Below are 17,099 nucleotides of genomic sequence, written 5' to 3'. Positions count from 1 at the left end.
CACCACGGCCCCACCCGGCACTCGTTCACATGGAAGGTTCCGCTCCCGGGGCGGGGGTGGCGGTCTTGGGCTCGCGGCGCAGCAGGGCCCGCAGTCTCTTCTCGATCGGATACTCGTACAACCGGTACAGCCCCCACGACAGCAGCACGCTGACGACCAGGCCGGCCAGCGCGTACGGCAGGTGCGCCCAGGTGGGCTGCGGGAAGTCGTAGAGCGACTGCCGCCCGAACGCGTGTTTGGCGATGGGGAAGAGCACCAGGAAGTGGATCAGGTAGAAGGCGTAGGACCACTGGCCGAGCGCCACCAGCGGGCGGGAGCTCAGCAGGCTGCGCCGCCCGGCCAGGTCGTTGGTCGCCGCCGCCGCGATGAGCAGCGCGAACACCACGATGCTGCCCCGGTTGGCGGTCTCGGCCAGCGCGGTCTGCCACGCACCGGACCAGGACCACGCCCACAGCAGCGCGAAGTAGCCGATCGTGACCGCGGTCGCCGCGCGCAGCCCGATCGGGCTGCGCCAGCCCCGGCGCACGGCGGCGGCGATCACGATGCCCAGCACGAACTCGCTGACCCGGGAGATCGGCGAGTGGGTGGCGAAGTAGTACAGGTCGGAGGTGAACCAGTTCTCCGCGGTGAGCCGCGGGTTGGCCAGCCAGAGCCACACGCGCGTGCCGATGCTGATCGCGACGAGGACGGCGGCGATCACCACCATCTGGCGCAGGGTGCGCCGCACGATCGGGCGCACCACGAAGGGGAAGACCGCGTAGAAGAACGCCTCGCACGACAGCGACCAGGAGACGGTGTGCGGCACGGTGTCGCCCTGGAACGACGACGGGAACCACGCCTGCACCATGAGCAGCGTCGCGACCGTCCACCACACCAGCGACGTGCCGCCCTCGGTGGGCCAGAGCTGGCCGCCGACGAGCAGCGCGACCGCCGCGACGGTGGTGATGAGCAGCGACGGCCAGATCCTGGCGAAACGGCGCCAGTAGAACTTCGGCGCGGTGTCCCTGTCGAAGAACGTCCAGGTGAGGACGTAGCCGGACAGCACGAAGAAGAACGTCACCCCGGCCGTGCCGAGGACGAACAGCTCGTTGAGGTAGGGCAGGGGCAGCAGGATCGCGACGTGGCTGAAGAACACGCCGAACGCGGCGAACCACCGCAGCCCGGTCAGCGACTCCAGCCGTGTCCTCGGCGGGCCATCGATCGTGCCCGGTGACGGCGTGGCGGCTACCGAGGTCATGACGCCGCCCCCTCTCCCCCCAGGCCGGCCTGCGCGCGGCGCTCGTCGAGGAGCGCCGCCTGCTCCCGGACGGTCGCGTGACGCAGCAGGTCGGGCAGTTCCACCTCGACGCCGAACGCCACCTCGTAGCGCAGGCTCAGCCGGGCCAGGGTGAGGGAGTGGCCGCCCAGGTCGAGGAAGCCGTCGGAGGCCCCGATCTCCTCCACGCCGAGCAGCTCGCGCCAGATCCCGGCGACGGCCTCCTCGGTGCCGCCCTCGATCGGCACGTGCCCGCCCTCGTCGCCGGGGGCGTCGGGGCTGGGCAGCTCCTCGTGGGCGAGGTGGCCTGCGGCGGTCCTGGGCAGGGAGTCGAGGACGGTGACGGAGGCGGGTACCTGGTATTCGGGCAGGTGGGCGGTGAGTTCCTTGAGGTCGATGCCCTCCCCCGCCACGTACGCGGCGAGCCGGTCGTGGCGCACGTCCACGGCTGCCTCGGCCACGCCGGGGCGACCGGCCAGGGAGCGGGCCAGCTCGTCGGTGTCGACGCGGAACCCGCCGACGGTGAACATCCGGTCGAAGCGGCCGAGCAGTTCCATCGAGCCGTCGGGGAGGGTACGGCCGCGGTCGCCGGTGGCGGTGCCGCCGACGTGGATCTCGCCGGGCACGCCGGTGGCGCCGGGGCGTCCGGCCCGGTCGACGACCTCGACCTGCGTACCGGCGAGGGGTTCTCCGAGGGGGACGCCCCTGCGGGGTTCGGCGAGCGGGTCGACCCGGTGGGCCGCGGCCCAGCGCTCGCCGTACAGGGTCCAGGTGGGGATCGCGGCGGCCAGCTCCCGCGCGAGGCCGGGCGGGGTGGTGGCCGCGTCGCAGAGCGCGGTGAACGGGCGGTCGGCGGGCAGGCCGTCCTGGAGCAGCAGCCGCCACGCGGAGGGCGGGGCGTGCACGACGGTGGCGTCCGCGACCAGGGCCTTCAGCCGTCCGGCGTCGCGGGCGGCCTCGGGGGGCGCGGTCACCAGGTGCGCGCCGTGCAGGAGGGCGAGCAGCATGGCGTCGGCGAACGCGACGGACGCGGGCGGGGCGAAGGTGAGCACGGTGTCGGCGCGTTCACCGGCGCCCAGGCCGATCCGCGTGGCCAGGTCGGCGATCGGCGCGGCGCCCGCGCCCGCCGTACGGCCGTCGAGGACGTCCGCCTTGAGGTGGGCGTACCGCCAGACGGCGGGGTCGGGGCTGTCGGCGGCCGGGGGCTCGGCCCCTCTGCGCACGGCGGGCGCGAGGGTCTCGGCGCGCGCGTCGAGCTCGGCGTACGTCAGCGTGACGGCCGAGGACGCGCCCGCGGAGGAGGTGCCCGCGTGGGTGGTGACGGCGGGTGAGCCGGGGGCGAGGCGCACCCGTTCGGCCAGGATGGCGGCCGGTCCCTCGGCGCCGCCGGTGCCGGGCTCCGGGAGCCGGGGGGCGGGGGGAAGGGAGAGGTCGCCGACCGGCAGGTCCGGTTGGCCGCAGGCCCTGGCGACCAGGAGCGCGAACTGCTCGGCGAGGACCTCGACGGTGGCGGGGTCGAACAGGTCGTCGTTGTAGCCCCACAGGCCCGCCATGCCGTCGCCGTCGACGCTGAAGTCCACCATCAGGTCGAAGTGCGAGACCTCGACGTCGGGGACGAACTCCGAGGCCCGCACACCCGGCAGGTTCAGGAAGACCCCGTCGTTGTCGCGTACCCCGAGCCCGGCCTGGAACAGCGGCGTGTGGCTCTGGGGCCGCTGCGGGTGCAGCTCGCGCACCAGTTCCTCGAAGGGCATCTCCTCGTGGTCGTGTCCCTCGACGGAGGCGTGGCGCACGCGGCGCAGCAGCTCGCGGAAGGTGGGCTCCCCGCGCAGGTCGAGGCGGAGGCAGATGATGTTGATGAAGCACCCGACGAGCGCCTCGAGCTCGGGCCGGATGCGCCCGGCGGCGGGTACCGCGGTGACGATGTCGGCCTGGTCCGCGTAGCGCGACAGCAGCACGCCGTAGGCGGCCAGCAGCACGGTGAACGGGGTGGTGCCCTCGTCGCGCGCCACCGCGCGCACGGCGGCGACGACGTCGCCGGACAGCCGGGAGCGGTGGAAGCGGCCCGCGCGGCGCCGGTGCGGCGGCCGGGGCCGGTCGGAGGGCAGGTCGAGCAGGCGGGGAACGCCGTCCAGGGTCCGCCGCCAGTAGTCGACCAGGCGCGAGCGCACCTCCTCGGTACGCAGCCGCTCGCGCTGCCATACGGAGAAGTCGGTGTACTGCAGGTCCAGGTCCGGCAGGCTCGCCGTCCCCCCCTCGGCCCCGTCGACGGTCCCGGTGTAGAGGGCCTCGACCTCGCGGCCGACGATGCCGAAGGACGGGTCGTCGAAGACGATGTGGTGGAAGGTGAGCACGAGCACGTGGTCGTCGGGCCCCAGCCTGAGCAGCAGTGCCCTCCAGAGCGGCCCGTGGCGCAGGTCGAACGGGGCCAGGATGTCGTCGGCGGCCATCCGCGCGGCCTCTGCCTCGGCGCCGGGTTCGTCCCCCAGGTCGACGGAGCGCAGCACGCTCGCGGGCGCGTCGCCGACGCGCTGCACGGGCATGCCGTCGACCTCCTCGACCGTGGAGCGCAGGATCTCGTGCCGCCTGATCACCTCGCACAGCGCCCGGTCGAGGGCTCCGGCGTCAAGGGGTCCGCGCAGCCGCAACGTGGCGGGCACGTGGTAGAACCCGAAACCCGGATTGAACATCTCGCCGAACCAGATGCGCTCCTGGGTGGAGGAGACCGGCACCCCCGAATCGGGCACGGCGTGTCGCGGGATGCGATCTCGTTCGCGCCGGCGGCGGGCGATCAGGTCGTGCACATTGTCCGCACTCCTGGAAATCGTCATGTGAATGGCTCCTCACGTCTGTGGGGTGCAGCGTGAATGCAGAATTTTGCGTCAGGATATGTCTTGATAAGTGAGAGCATTTACCCTCTATTGCGAAAAGGCGGCGAAACGGATATGGAGCTGCAGGGTGTGACGGCGCTGGTCTCGGGGGCCGGCGGAGGGCTGGGCGCCGCCACCGCGCGCGAGCTCGCCAAGGCCGGCGCGCACGTGGTCGTGGCCGACGTCGACGCCGGTACCGGGGCTCCGGTGGCCAACGAGGTGGGCGGCACGTTCGTGGAGACCGACGTGACCGACGCGGGGTCGGTCGAGCGCGCCGTGGAGGTGGCCGCCGGGGTCGCGGGACCGCTGCGCGTCGCGGTGAGCTGCGCGGGAGTCGCGCCCGCCGCCCGTACGGTCGGCCTCGACGGCAGGCCGCACGACCTGGAGACCTTCGAGCGGGCGCTCGCGGTCAACGTGGTCGGCACCTTCAACGTGATGCGCCTGGCCGCCGCCGCGATGGCCGCGACCGAGCCGCTGGAGGACGGCGAGCGGGGCGTGGTCGTCAACACCTCCTCGGCCGCCGCCGAGGACGGCCAGGCGGGCCAGGTCGCCTACGCCGCCTCCAAGGGCGCGGTCGCGGCGCTCACCCTGCCCGCCGCCCGCGACCTGGCCTCGGTCGGGGTACGGGTGTGCGCGCTGTCACCGGGCCTGTTCGACACCCCGCTGTTCGCGGCGATCCCGCCGGAGTTCCGGCGCCCGCTGGTACGGCAGATCGTCTTCCCGCCCCGGCCGGGAACGCCCGTGGAGTTCGCGCGGGCGGTCCGCGCCGTGTGCGAGCTGGGCTATCTCAACGCGGCGGTCGTCCGCCTGGACGGCGGCCTGCGCCTGCCGAACACCTGAGGTTTGAGCGCCGGATGTCCGAGCAGAACACCGAACCCGTGGCCTCCGGGACGTCTCGCCGGCGGGATGCGGGGTAGCGTTCCCGTACGTTTCCATGGTCACCGATCGAGGGAGATGAAGAAATTGCTCACCCCACCGGACGGAATGCCAAGAATCACCCCCGTCATCTTCTACTCCGACGTCGAGAAAGCCATCGAATGGCTCATCGAGGCGTACGGATTCGAAAAGCGCAAGGTGCTGAACGACGACGACGGGTCCGTCGTCCACGCCGAGCTGTCGTTCGGCGAGGGTGTCGTGCAGCTCGCCGGGACGGGCGACGGCCGCAAGCACGAGCCGCAGGGCGAGGGCGAGCTGCGCCAGAGCCTGTACGTCTTCGTGGACGACGTGGACGAGCACTACGAGCGCGCGAAGGCGGCCGGAGCGGTGATCCGCGACAAGCCGGACACCCGCTTCTACGGCGACCGCAACTACACCAGCGAGGACCTGGAGGGGCACCACTGGGTCTTCGCCCGCCGGGTCGAGGAGATCCCGTACGAGGAGATCGACACCCCATGAGCGCCGTCGAGCAGGTCAGGGAGCTGTACGAGCGCTACCCGTGCCCGTCGCTGACCGTCGGCGACGACCTGATCCTGGACCTGGCGCTCGGCATCGGCATGGTCGCCAGGGACAAGACCCTGGCGGGCAAGCGGGTGCTGGACGCCGGGTGCGGCACCGGGCACCAGCTGCTCGGGCTCGCCTCACAGTATCCCAAGGCACACTTCACCGGCATGGACCTGTCGCGGTCGTCGCTCGACGTGGCCGAGGAGCTGCGCGAGCGCAACGGGCTGACCAACGTGGAGCTGGTGCGCGGCGCCATCGGCGGGGACGGCTTCGAGGGGCCCTACGACCTGATCGTGATGACCGGGGTGCTGCACTGCCTCGACGACCCCCGCGCGGGTCTCGCCTGGCTGGCCGAGAGGCTGTCGCCCGGCGGGCTGATGTACCTGTGGCTGTTCCACAGCTTCGGCGAGCACCAGCGGCTGATCGACCGCGAGCTGGTGCGGCTGCTGTCGGGCGGCGACACCGGCGAGGAGGGCCTGTCGGTGGTGCACCGGCTGGGGTTCGGCCGCTCGGCGGGCCGCTACGGCACGGGCACCGCGCCCGGCGCCGACCCGCGCGACCAGGACGTGCTGGACGCCGACGCCTACCTGCACCCGGTCATGCGCACCCACCGCTTCGGCGACGCGGCCCGCCTGTTCGAGGGCCTCGACGGGATCGGCTGGGTCGCGCTGAACGGCGTCAACTGGGACGGCGGCGGCAAGATCCTGGACCTGGGCCACCGTCACCCCGCCTCCCCGGTGTTCCTGTCGGACGCCGACCTGTTCGACGACGAGGAGTTGCTGGCGCGCTACGCCGGGCTGGGCGTCGCCGAGCGGGCGGCGGTGATGGAGCTGCGGCTCGCGCCGACCGGCTTCACGATCGTGGCCGGTGCCCCGGAGGCGGAGAGGCTGTGCGAGTCCAGGATCTCGGGCAACGTGCTCCTGCGGAACCGGACGACCGCGCCCGACGGGCTCGCCGAACCCGGCGGGGGCGGGTGACCGACGCGGCCCGGCCGACCGCCTGACGCTTTTCCGGCGCCCTCCGCCCGCGCGGGCACGCTCACCGGTTCGCCCTTCGCCCCGCTCGGCCGCCGCCCTCTCGACGGCGTACCGGAGGCGGACGGTGCCGAGACCCCTCGGAGCGGTGATGCCCGGCCGGTGCCGACTCAGGGAGGGCACCGGCCGGGCCGCCGGGGCGGGCCCGGACCCCTACCCGGCCGTGGACCCGGGCCCGGACTCCTCACCCGACGTCAGGCGGGGAGGGTCCACCTCTGCCAGGCGTTCGCGTTGCAGTCCCAGAGCTGCAGCCGGTTGCCGTTGGTGACGGCACCGCCGGGCGCGTCGAGGCAGCGGCCGGACAGGGGGTTGCGCAGCTGGGAGGCGGAGGTGGCCTGCCACTGCTGGGCGGCGGAGCCGTTGCAGTCCCACAGCTGGATCCTCGTGCCGTTGGCGGTGCCGGAGCCGGTGGCGTCCATGCACTTGCCCAGTACGCGGACCGTCCCGTCGGTGCCGGCCGTCCAGCTCTGGGCGGTGGAGCCGTTGCAGTCCCACAGCTGGACCGCGGTGCCGTTGGCCGAACTCGCCGCCGCGGCGTCCACGCACTTGCCGCCCACACCCCTGATCGGACCCGTCCGCGCCGGCGTACCGCCGCCGCCGGAGACGGTGAACTCGCCCTGGTTCAGGACGCGCGGGTGGTAGTAGGCGTTCTGGATCTCGATGTTGCTGTTGCTGCCGCGCAGCTGTTCCGACCAGAGCATGAAGTAGCTCCAGCGCGTCTGGCCGTCGAGCAGGGCGGCGTTGGGCATCTTCCCCATCTCCGCCAGCGCGATCGGCTTGGAGCCGGCGATGTTCTGGATCTGCTGGTAGTCGCCCTGGCTGGGGTGGTTCTTGTACCAGACGTCCAGGGAGACGACGTCGACGTACTGGGAGCCGGGATAGTAGGCGGCCCAGTTGCCGGCGGGGTTGTCCTGGACGTTCCACACCCAGACCAGGTTGGTGAGTCCCTTGCCGACCAGGTAGTCGCGGGTGATCTGGTAGAGGCGGGCACCGCCGTTGGGGCCGGGACGGTTGCCCCACCAGTTCCAGGACTCGTTCATCTCGTGCAGCGGGCGGAACAGGGCCGGGACGCCGGCGTCCTTCAGCTGCTGCAGGTAGGGCACGACCTCGTCCAGGCGCCGCTTCCAGGCGTTGTTCAGCGCGCTGCCGTTGGTGACGATCTGGTTGAACTGGTCGGCGGAGATCTGCGTCTTCACACCGCCGTCGAACTGGCAGGTGCTGCCACCGGTCGGCGTGCAGACGTGCCAGCTGAGGGCCACGAGGGAGCCGTTGGCCCATTCGGTCTTGGCCTGGTCGATCACGCGCTGGCGGTTGGCGACGTCCTCGGGGCGGAACATCAGGTCCCCGCCCCACAGGCCCGGGTACTGGCCCGTGATGTCCCTGACCTGCTGGGTGTACTGACCGGGACTGCTGGCCGGTTCCTTGTTGTGCTGCCCGGAGACGACGTTCCTGCCGGTGATGGAGGTCAGGTAGTCGATGACGGCCTGCCTGGACGACGCGGGGAACGCCTGGGCCTGCGGGGATCCCACGACTGTCAGGCCCAGTGTGACCAGGAAGGCGACGATGCCCACCTGGATCCTGCGGCGTGTCCCGCTCGCGGGGCGGTGAGCGGCGTGCGGACGGCCGGACGGGCCGTCGGGACGCCGTGGTGAGGTGAGACGCACGTTCTTTTCTCCTCTTGTCTGACGTGTCCCCCGAGGACTGAGGGACGGCCCGCCGGGGCCGTCGTGGGGTGGTGGCCGCCCATCGGCTCCGGGGCGCCCGCCTCGCGCACCGGCCGGTGACCGCGCGGGAGGCCGCCCGGCCGGGGCCGTGCCGTCACGGCCGGGCGGCCTCCCGCGCGGGTGCCTGCATGGGGGCCTGCGTGGGTGCCTGTGCGGGTGCCTGCGCGGCGTTGACCGTGAACAACGCCGGTCGTACCGACGCGAGGTCCACCTCGGCGGCGTCGACCCCGGTCACACCGACGACGCACCTCTCCCCCGGGAGCAGGGTGACCAGACCACGGTCGGCTCTCGCCCCCGGGGCGACCCGGTCGGCCTGGAAGAGCAGGTCGCGGACGAACGTGCGCGCGATGATCACCAGGTCGAATCCCCCGGCGCGCGGCTCGACGTCGATCTCCAGATCGGCCACCGGGTAGGCGAAGTCGCGGTCCTCGCACCCCAGGACGACGTCCCGCAGTCCCTCGACGTCGGCGACGAGCAGCTCCCGGTGCCCGTCCTCGAACGTGGCCACCTCGGCCGAGAGCGGCAGCGGCGCCACCGATCGCGGCGGCACGGTGAACGGCAGGGTCTCCTCCGCCAGGACGATCCCGTCCGCCGACATCCTTCGCGCGCCCGCGAACCCGTCCCACTGTTCGGCGGACTGGTTGTCGACGACCAGCACCCGTTCCCCGTCCCGGACCTGGAAGCTCACCAGCCGGTCGGCGTACAGCCGGCGCAGCTCGTGGTAGAGCGGCTTGGGACGACCGGCACCGTCGATCGCGGCCCACGAGGTGACCGGCCAGCAGTCGTTGAGCTGCCACACGACCGTCCCGGCGCAGACCGGCCAGTGCGACCGCCAGTGGGCGACCCCGGTGGCGATGGCGCGGGCCTGGTTCACCTGGGTGAGGTAGTGCCAGTCGTCGAAGGTCGCCGGAGCGCCGAAGTGGCGGGCCAGGCCCCGGTCGAGCTTGCCGTTGCCGTCCTCGGCCTTCTGGTGGTGGAGCATTCCGGGTGAGCGCGGGCCGAGCGGCTCGTCGGTGATGGCGTCGCGCAGGGTGGTGTACGCCGGTGGCGCCTGCCAGCCGAACTCGGCGGCGAAGCGGGGGACGTCGTTCAGGTAGTCGGTGTAGTCGCGGCGGTTCCACACCTCCCAGAAGTGGGACGGCCCGTGCGCCGGGTCGTTGGGGTGGTGGTCCCACGATCCCGACCACGGGCTGCCCGCGCTGTAGGGACGGGTGGGGTCGAGCTCGGCGACCACCCGGGGCAGCAGGCCGAGGTAGTAGCCCTCGCCCCAGCTGTCACCGGCCAGCTCCGCCTCCCACCCCCAGTCGCGGAAACCCCACAGGTTCTCGTTGTTGCCGTTCCACAGCACCAGGCTGGGGTGCGGGGCCAGGCGGGCGACATTCTCGCGGGCCTCCGCCTCGACCTCGCCGCGCAGCGGCCGCTCCTCGGGGTAGGCCGCGCAGGCGAACAGGAAGTCCTGCCAGACCAGCAGGCCCAGCTCGTCGCAGGCGTCGTAGAAGGCGTGGTCCTCGTAGATCCCGCCGCCCCACACCCTGACCAGGTTGACCCCCGCGTCCCTGGCCTGGGTGAGGCGGTGCCGGTACCGCTCGGGGGTGACGCGTGCGGGAAGGGCGTCGTCGGGGATCCAGTTGACGCCCCGGGCGAACACCGGCTCGCCGTTGACGACGAGCGCGAAGGAGGTGCCGTGCTCGTCGGGGGCGTATTCGAGGGCGACCGTACGGAACCCGATCCGCCGCTCCCAGCGGTCGAGTTCCGCGCCCGTTCCCGCGTCGGTCAGGGTGACGCGGCAGGCGTACAGCCGCTGGTCCCCGTACCCGCGCGGCCACCACCGCTCCGGGCCGGGCACCTCCAGCACGACGACCGCGTGGACCTGGCCGGGCTCGACCTCCGCCCGCGCCGTACGGCCGGCCACCTCGACGGTGACGACCAGTTCCCTGGCCGCGCCGGTGACGGTCCGTTCCAGGTCGACATGGGCCTCGACCCTGCCGGTCGCGTCCGTGACCGTCACCAGCGGCCGTACGCCCGCCAGCCGCGCGGTGCTCCAGCTCTCCAGCCGGACCGGCCGCCAGATCCCGGCGGTGACCAGGGTGGGGCCCCAGTCCCAGCCGAAGCTGCTCGCCATCTTGCGGATGTAGTTGAAGGGCTCGGGGTAGGCGTTGGGCCGGGCGCCCACGACCTCGCGCACCTTCTCCGCCTCGGCGTAGGCCGACGTGAACAGGACCGACAGGACCCGGCCGCCCTGATCCCCGCCGTCGCCACGACCGGTCACGTCGAACCGGTACGAACGGTGCATGTTCCGGGTGGTGCCCAGCTCGGCACCGTCCAGCGCGACGGTCGCGACCGTGTCGAGCCCCTCGAAGACCAGGTCGGTGCGCTCGAAACCCTCGGGCGGGGCGGGCAGCGCGGTCTCGTAGCGCCAGCCGGCCCGGCCGACCCAGGCGACGTCGAGCTCGTTGCGGTCCAGGTACGGATCGTCGATCAGCCCCGCGGCGAGCAGGTCCACGTGGACACAGCCGGGGACCTCGGCGGGCACCGCCTCCCGCCGGAGGCGGCCGAGGTCTTCGGGAGCCGCCCCCTCGGCCAGCCGGAGGGTCCACCCCGAGGTGAGGGGGGTGCTCTGCTTCAACCGGTACTCCTTGCTCGATGAACGACAATCAGGACAGACACCTGGCTTTTGGCCAACCGTCATGATTCTCGGATCAACGTAACCATTCACTCGATCGCTGTCTAGACCGTTTTAGTAAGTCCGTCTGGACGCGCCGTAAGGATCGTCGGCCCCCTCCACGGGACCGCCCACCCCCGGAACGACACGGCACCCCTGATCGAGGAGGCGACAAAAAGCCTGTTCCGCGGGCATATCGCGATCCCCGCAGAGGGGCGTACGGTCACGACGCCCGGCTCACGTCACCGCCACCCTCCACGCCCGGCGGCACGGTCGCGCCCCGGCGCGCACTCCGTGGAAGCTCGCGTTCACCCTTTTCACTAGTGCGTTTAGCTCCGTGAGCTGAAATTTCCGATCCGCGTCCGCGCGGGCACGGCAAACGGCCCGGCGGGTCTCCCCCGCCGGGCCGGCACCTCGGGTCCCGCCGTCAGCGGCGCGGCGGAGCGGTCGACGCCCTCGGGACCAGGCTCGGGGACTGGGCGGGATGGGAGACGTGCTCCTCCCCGTTGATGACGCCGAAGAGGGCGTGCGTGACCTCGGCCCCGAAGGAGAACACGTCGTGCTGCATGGCCGAGAGGGTCGGCCGGGTGAGCTGGCACAGCTGGGAGTCGTCCCAGGCCAGCAAGGAGAGGTCCTCGGGCACCGACAGCCCGAACTCGGCGGCGACACCGAGCGCCGCCACGGCCATGATGTCGTTGTCGAAGATGATCGCGGTGGGCCGGTCGGGGGCGAGCAGGAGGTTGCGGCACGCGCGGCTGCCCTGGTCGGCGGAGAAGTCCGCCACGGCGGTGCGGGCCTCCAGGCCCATCTCCCGCGTCACCGCCGTGAAGGCGTCGGTGCGGATGACGCTGTGCCCGAGTTCGGCCGGGCCGCTGACCCGGTCGATGCGGCGGTGTCCCAGGGCGGCGAGATAGCGCACCGCCTCCACGATCGCGGCGGCGTCGTCGGTCCACACGGACGCGAACGGGCCCGCGAGGCTCGGGTGCCCCACCACGACGGCCGGCAGGCCGATCTCGGCCAGGGCCGGGACGCGCGGGTCGTCCACCCGCAGGTCGACCAGGATGCTGCCGTTGACGCGTCCGCCCTGCCACCACTCCCGGTGTACCTGGATCTCCTCGTCGGCCTCGATCAGCCGCAGCAGGAGCGAGCACGAGCGGCGGACCAGGACGCTCTCGATGCCGGAGATGAACTCCATGTAGAACGGTTCCAGTCCCAGCATCCGGGCCGGACGGGCGATCACCAGGCCCACGGTGTGCACGTTGTGCCCGGACAGCGAGGCCGCCGCCTGGTTCGGTCGCCAGCCGAGTTCACTGGCGGCCTGGAGGATGCGCTCCTTGGTCGAGGCGGACACCCCGGGCTTGTCGTGCAGCGCGATCGACACGGCCGAGGGGGACACACCCGCCCGCGCCGCGACATCCTTGATCGTCGCCTTGCGTCCCTTGTCTGTCGCGTCCATCTGCCTCACCTGGCACATCCCCCTCCTGTAACGATCCACCTGCCCGACCCTAGCCGCGAGGAGCACGTCCGGCCCGGCCGTCGCGGTCTTCGCCCGACTCAAGGAGCATTGTCAGCAAATATCCACTAAACAGGGTGTATGTCGCCTTTTGTTGGCGAGTCAGCCACCACTCGTTGAGTCAAATTTTAGTGAGCGCCACCCCGATACCCCGCCTGGTCACGCAAAAGTAACACTAGACCGTTCTATGGACACCGTGAAATGTTGCGTCTAGGTTAAGCAGCCATCAGCCGCCAGGCCACGACGAGGTACCCGTCGCTGCGCCGACGCAGCGCGGCGCCGCAGCTCACGACGAGGAAGTGATACGACGTGCGAGGAACACGCGTGGTAGCGGCCGGGTTCGCCCTGGCGATCGGTCTCACCGCCTGCGGCGGAGGAGGCGGCGAGAAGGCGGGCGTGGCGGCCGTGCCGAGCGACCCTGCCAAGGTGACCGGCACGATCACGGTGCTGACGAACCGTACCGACCAGGTGCAGGACGGCACCATGGAGAAGTACGCCGCGGAGTTCAACAAGGTCTATCCCAGCGTGACGGTGAAGTTCCAGGGGCTCACCGACTACGAGGGCGACGTGAAGATCCGCATGAACAGCGAGAACTACGGGGACGTCCTGCTGATCCCCAACTCGGTGCCGCTCAACCAGTACCCGTCGTTCTTCTCCCCCCTCGGCCCGGCCTCGGAACTGTCCGGGAAGTACGACTTCACCGACCGGGCCACGGTCGGCGGCCAGGTCTACGGCATCGCCAACATCGGCACCGCCAACGGCTTCGTCTACAACAAGGCCGTGTGGGAGCGGGCCGGCGTCACCGGCTGGCCGAAGACGCCCCAGGAGTTCATCGCCGCGTTGAAGGCGATCAAGGAGAAGACGGACGCGACGCCGTACTACACCAACTACCACGACGGGTGGCCGCTGACCAACTGGGGAAACGCGCTCGGCTCGCCGAGCTGTGACCCGGTCGCCAACGACAGGCTCGCCGAGACCAAGGAGCCCTGGGCGCCCGGCCAGGACCTGAACGTCGTCGACACGCTGCTGCACGACATCGTCAGGAACAAGCTCTCCGAGGAGGACCCGAACACCACCAACTGGGAGAACTCCAAGAACCTGATCGGCACCGGCAAGGTGGCGACGATGTGGCTCGGCTCCTGGGCCGTGGTGCAGATGAAGGAGGCCGCGCGGAAGGCCGGCGGCGATCCCGACGACATCGGCTTCATGCCGTTCCCCACCCAGGTCGACGGCACCTTCTGCAGCGTGGTCCGGCCCGACTACCTGTACGCGGTCAACATCAACAGCAAGGTCAAGGAGGCGGCCCGCGCCTGGATCGAATGGTTCGTCAACTCGTCCGGGGACGCCCAGAAGGCGCTGTCGATCTCGTCGGTCAAGGGCACCCCGCTGCCGGTGAGCCTCCAGCCCTTCCAGGAGGCCAAGGTGAAATTCGTCCACATGGGCTTCGCGAAGAACGCCCTGGTCAACGATATCGACAAGGCCTCGGAGGTCGGCCTGAACGCCCAGGAGTACCGCCAGCGCATCGTCGACGTCGCCCGCGGGGCGGCCGAGGGCGACCTCGGCGGCGTCTTCGCGGACCTCAACAAGAGGTGGTCCGAGGCCCAGGCGACGATCGGCTGACACCGGCCGGGCGCCGGGCGCGGGGTGGCCGTCACCCGGGCGGACGCCGCGCGCCCGGCCCCCGGGCGGAAGCCCCCGCGCACGCCCCCGCCCGCCCGTGCCCGCCCGTGCCCGCCCGTGCCCGCCCGAGGAGAGGCGGCGCCCCCCTCACGCGCACGCCCCCCTCGCGCACGCCCCGCCGAACGACGAGAGGCGGCACCGGCTCGACACGCGGAGCCTCTCCGAGAGAAGGAACAGATGTCCGCATTCCGTGTCGCGGGGCCCGGCGTCCCGCACCAGGAACCGCAGGTCGCGCCCCCTCGTCACCGGCGCGGGCCATCCGCCCGGAGGCCGCGCCCGGCCGGTTCGCGACGCTGGTACACCCCCTGGCCGTACCTGCTGGCACCCCTGGCGCTGCTGGTGCTGTTCACGTACGTCCCCGTCGTGGACATGTTCGTCTACAGCCTCACCGACTGGGACGGCCTCGGCCCGGTCAGGAACTTCGTGGGGGCGGACAACTACGTCGACCTGTTCACCAGGCCCCGGTTCTTCCAGGTCCTCACCGTGAGCCTGTTCTATCTGGCGGGCTCCGCGGTCCAGATGGTCGTGGCGCTGTACTTCGCCACGATCCTGAGCTTCGACATACGGCTGCGGAACCTCTTCAAGGGGATCCTCTTCTTCCCCTACCTCGTCAACGGCGTGGCCATCGGCTTCGTCTTCCTGTACTTCTTCCAGCCCGGCGGCACCCTGGACACCGTGCTGGGCGCCTTCGGGGTCGAACCGCGCCTGTGGCTCGGTGATCCCGACCTGGTCAACACCTCGCTGGCCGGCGTCTCGGTGTGGCGCTTCATGGGCCTGAACCTGGTGCTGTTCATCGGTGCCATCCAGTCGATCCCCCCGCAGCTGTACGAGGCGGCCTCACTCGACGGCGCGAGCCGATGGCAGCAGTTCAGGTTCGTCATCGCGCCCAGCATCAAGCCCATCATCAGCCTGAGCGCCATCCTGGCGATCTCCGGCGCCCTGTCGGTCTTCGAGATCCCCTTCATCATGACCGGGGGTTCCAACAACAGCGAGACGTTCGTCATCCAGACGATCAAGCTCGCCTTCAACTTCAACAAGGTCGGCCTCGCCTCGGCGGCCGCGGTCGTGCTCCTGGCGATCGTCCTGCTGGTGACCTGGCTCCAGCGTCTGCTGGTTCCCGACGAGAGGGTGGAACAGTCGTGAGGACGATGACCGGTCCCACCGGGGCCACCGGAGCCGCTGCCGGGCGCGACGGCCGCCGTGGCGCTCCCCCGCGCGGTGGCCGCCGCGACGCTCCCGTACGCGGGGCGGCGGCGCGCCTTCTCACGTACCTGTCACTGGTCCTGGCCTGCGCGGTGGTGGTCGTGCCGCTGGCGGCGATCCTCCTCACCTCGCTGCGGACCGCCCGGGAGATGGCGGCCGGGGAGAACCCGCTCGCCATGCCCGGCGACTGGTTCAACCTGGACAACTACCGCATCGCCTTCACCGATGGTCAGATGCCGCAGGCGCTGTGGAACACCGCCTTCATCCTGTTCTTCTCGCTTCTCGGCACGGTCTTCGTCGGCTCGATGACCGCCTACGCGATCGACCGTTTCCAGTTCCGGTTCAAGAGGGTCGTGATGGCCCTCTTCCTGGTCGCCGCCCTCGTCCCCAGCGTGACGACGCAGGTCGCCACCTACCAGGTCGTGAACAACCTGGGGGTGATGGACACGCACTGGGCTCCCATCCTCCTCTACATGGGAACCGACATCGTCTCCATCTACATCTTCCTGCAGTTCATCCGGTCGATCCCGATGTCCCTGGACGAGGCGGCCAGGCTGGACGGCGCGACGTCGCTCACCGTCTACTGGCGCGTCATCATGCCGCTGCTGCGCCCGGCGATCGCCACCGTGGTCATCGTCAAGGGCGTCGCGATCTACAACGACTTCTACATCCCGTTCCTGTACATGCCCTCCGAGGGGCTCGGTACGATCTCGACGTCGCTGTTCCGGTTCAAGGGGCCGTACGGAGCGCACTGGGAGGTCATCTCCGCGGGCGCCGCGCTCGTCATCCTGCCGAGCCTGATCGTCTTCCTGGCCCTGCAGCGGTTCATCTACAGCGGCCTCGTCTCGGGAGCCACCAAATGACCCATCCGGCGGTGATCGACCGGCGCACCGCGCACATCGCGTGGCGCCACCACGGCAACACCGGCGCCTCTCCCGCGCTGCTGCTCCTGCACGGGTTCACCGACTCCGCCACCTGCTGGGACCCGGTCGTCCCCGCGCTGGCGGGCCTCGGCGGCACCGGCGGCACCGGCGGCATCGTCGCCACCGACGCCCGCGGGCACGGCGGCTCCGGCCTGCCCGAGGGACCCGTCGGGCCACGGCAACACGCCGCCGACCAGGCGCTCGTCCTCGACGACCTCGGCGTCACCGAACCGGTCGTCGTCGTCGGGCACTCCATGGGCGCGCTCACCGCCGTCACGCTGGCGGCCACCCGGCCGGAGCTGGTGGCCGCGCTGGTCCTGGAGGACCCGCCGCCGCACGGGATGGGTGGCAGGCCGCGTGGTGTCCCGGCCTGGCTCACCGAGTTGCGTGCCCTGGATCTCGCCGGGCGCGTCGCGTACGCCCGCGAGCACGACCCCGCCTGGAGCGAGGCGGAGCTGCCGCCGTGGGCCCTGAGCAAGGAGCGGATCGACCCGCGCTACTGCGAACGGGACGTCCCCCTCCTCGACCCCCTCCACGACCTGGCACCGGACGTGCGCTGCGACACACTGCTCCTGTACGGCGACGCCGACCGCGGCGGGATGGTCACCGACGCCGACGCGGACGCGTTCCGGGAGGCGGCGGGCGGCACCGTGACGACGGTCCGCGTGCCCGGCGCCGGGCACAACGTCCGCCGCGACACCGCCGACGCGTACCTGCGCGAGGTACGCGCCTTCCTGGACGCCGTACGCTCGCGGCGACCGAGGTGAGCGGGACGCTCACCGGCCCCGGAGCCGG

At 71.5% G+C, this 17,099-nt stretch carries 12 protein-coding genes; 7 read left to right on the top strand and 5 right to left on the bottom strand.

The genetic code is table 11. The features are described from left to right. Nucleotides 1-25: 25 nt before the first annotated feature. Together ABD817_RS29715 and ABD817_RS29710 are read right to left on the bottom strand one after the other, a co-directional pair. Nucleotides 26-1,237: an acyltransferase family protein gene (locus ABD817_RS29715; protein ID WP_344921527.1), complete on the bottom strand. Its 1,212-nt coding sequence runs from the start codon at nucleotides 1,235-1,237 to the stop codon at nucleotides 26-28. After that, nucleotides 1,234-4,086: a condensation domain-containing protein gene (locus tag ABD817_RS29710; RefSeq protein ID WP_344921526.1), complete on the bottom strand. Its 2,853-nt coding sequence runs from the start codon at nucleotides 4,084-4,086 to the stop codon at nucleotides 1,234-1,236. Before ABD817_RS29710 ends, ABD817_RS29715 begins: the two co-directional genes overlap by 4 nt. A 114-nt stretch (nucleotides 4,087-4,200) precedes the next feature. Here ABD817_RS29710 and ABD817_RS29705 point away from each other — a divergent pair, with 114 nt between their 5' ends. The 3 genes from ABD817_RS29705 (at nucleotide 4,201) to ABD817_RS29695 (ending at nucleotide 6,542) form a co-directional block, all read left to right on the top strand. Continuing rightward, the gene (locus ABD817_RS29705; RefSeq protein ID WP_344921525.1) at nucleotides 4,201-4,965 is read left to right on the top strand and encodes an SDR family NAD(P)-dependent oxidoreductase; all 765 of its coding nucleotides are present in this window, start codon (nucleotides 4,201-4,203) and stop codon (nucleotides 4,963-4,965) included. A gap of 144 nt (nucleotides 4,966-5,109) precedes the next feature. Continuing rightward, a complete protein-coding gene (locus ABD817_RS29700) occupies nucleotides 5,110-5,520 on the top strand; it encodes a VOC family protein (RefSeq protein ID WP_344921524.1) in 411 nt (136 codons plus the stop codon). Continuing rightward, nucleotides 5,517-6,542, top strand: a complete 1,026-nt coding sequence (locus ABD817_RS29695; RefSeq protein ID WP_344921523.1) for a class I SAM-dependent methyltransferase — start codon at nucleotides 5,517-5,519, stop codon at nucleotides 6,540-6,542. Before ABD817_RS29700 ends, ABD817_RS29695 begins: the two co-directional genes overlap by 4 nt. Nucleotides 6,543-6,793: 251 nt before the next feature. Here the strand turns inward: ABD817_RS29695 and ABD817_RS29690 are convergent, their stop codons facing one another. The 3 genes from ABD817_RS29690 to ABD817_RS29680 all read right to left on the bottom strand — a co-directional run bounded on the left by ABD817_RS29690 (nucleotide 6,794) and on the right by ABD817_RS29680 (nucleotide 12,441). Continuing rightward, nucleotides 6,794-8,263: a glycosyl hydrolase gene (locus tag ABD817_RS29690; protein ID WP_344921522.1), complete on the bottom strand. Its 1,470-nt coding sequence runs from the start codon at nucleotides 8,261-8,263 to the stop codon at nucleotides 6,794-6,796. A gap of 154 nt (nucleotides 8,264-8,417) precedes the next feature. Continuing rightward, nucleotides 8,418-10,949, bottom strand: a complete 2,532-nt coding sequence (locus ABD817_RS29685) for a glycoside hydrolase family 2 protein (protein WP_344921521.1) — start codon at nucleotides 10,947-10,949, stop codon at nucleotides 8,418-8,420. Nucleotides 10,950-11,412: 463 nt separating this feature from the next. Continuing rightward, nucleotides 11,413-12,441 (bottom strand): LacI family DNA-binding transcriptional regulator, encoded by a 1,029-nt coding sequence (locus tag ABD817_RS29680; RefSeq protein WP_344921520.1) that lies wholly within the window; start codon nucleotides 12,439-12,441, stop codon nucleotides 11,413-11,415. A gap of 366 nt (nucleotides 12,442-12,807) precedes the next feature. Between ABD817_RS29680 and ABD817_RS29675 the strand changes: the two genes are divergently transcribed. The 4 genes from ABD817_RS29675 (at nucleotide 12,808) to ABD817_RS29660 (ending at nucleotide 17,071) form a co-directional block, all read left to right on the top strand. Next, complete coding sequence (locus ABD817_RS29675) at nucleotides 12,808-14,118, top strand: ABC transporter substrate-binding protein (RefSeq protein WP_344921518.1); 1,311 nt, start codon at nucleotides 12,808-12,810, stop codon at nucleotides 14,116-14,118. A gap of 237 nt (nucleotides 14,119-14,355) precedes the next feature. Further along, complete coding sequence (locus ABD817_RS29670; RefSeq protein ID WP_344921516.1) at nucleotides 14,356-15,321, top strand: carbohydrate ABC transporter permease; 966 nt, start codon at nucleotides 14,356-14,358, stop codon at nucleotides 15,319-15,321. Between the two features lie 5 nt (nucleotides 15,322-15,326). Further along, a complete protein-coding gene (locus ABD817_RS29665; RefSeq protein ID WP_344921828.1) occupies nucleotides 15,327-16,244 on the top strand; it encodes a carbohydrate ABC transporter permease in 918 nt (305 codons plus the stop codon). Next, complete coding sequence (locus ABD817_RS29660) at nucleotides 16,241-17,071, top strand: alpha/beta fold hydrolase (RefSeq protein WP_344921515.1); 831 nt, start codon at nucleotides 16,241-16,243, stop codon at nucleotides 17,069-17,071. The genes ABD817_RS29665 and ABD817_RS29660 overlap by 4 nt, the downstream gene beginning before the upstream one ends. Nucleotides 17,072-17,099 lie beyond the last annotated feature (28 nt).

This window comes from Streptosporangium oxazolinicum (genome assembly GCF_039537505.1).
Classification (GTDB): Bacteria; Actinomycetota; Actinomycetes; order Streptosporangiales; family Streptosporangiaceae; genus Streptosporangium; species Streptosporangium oxazolinicum.
The sequence above is the reverse complement of the archived record's forward strand: the minus strand, read 5'-3'. Positions and strand labels throughout refer to the sequence as shown.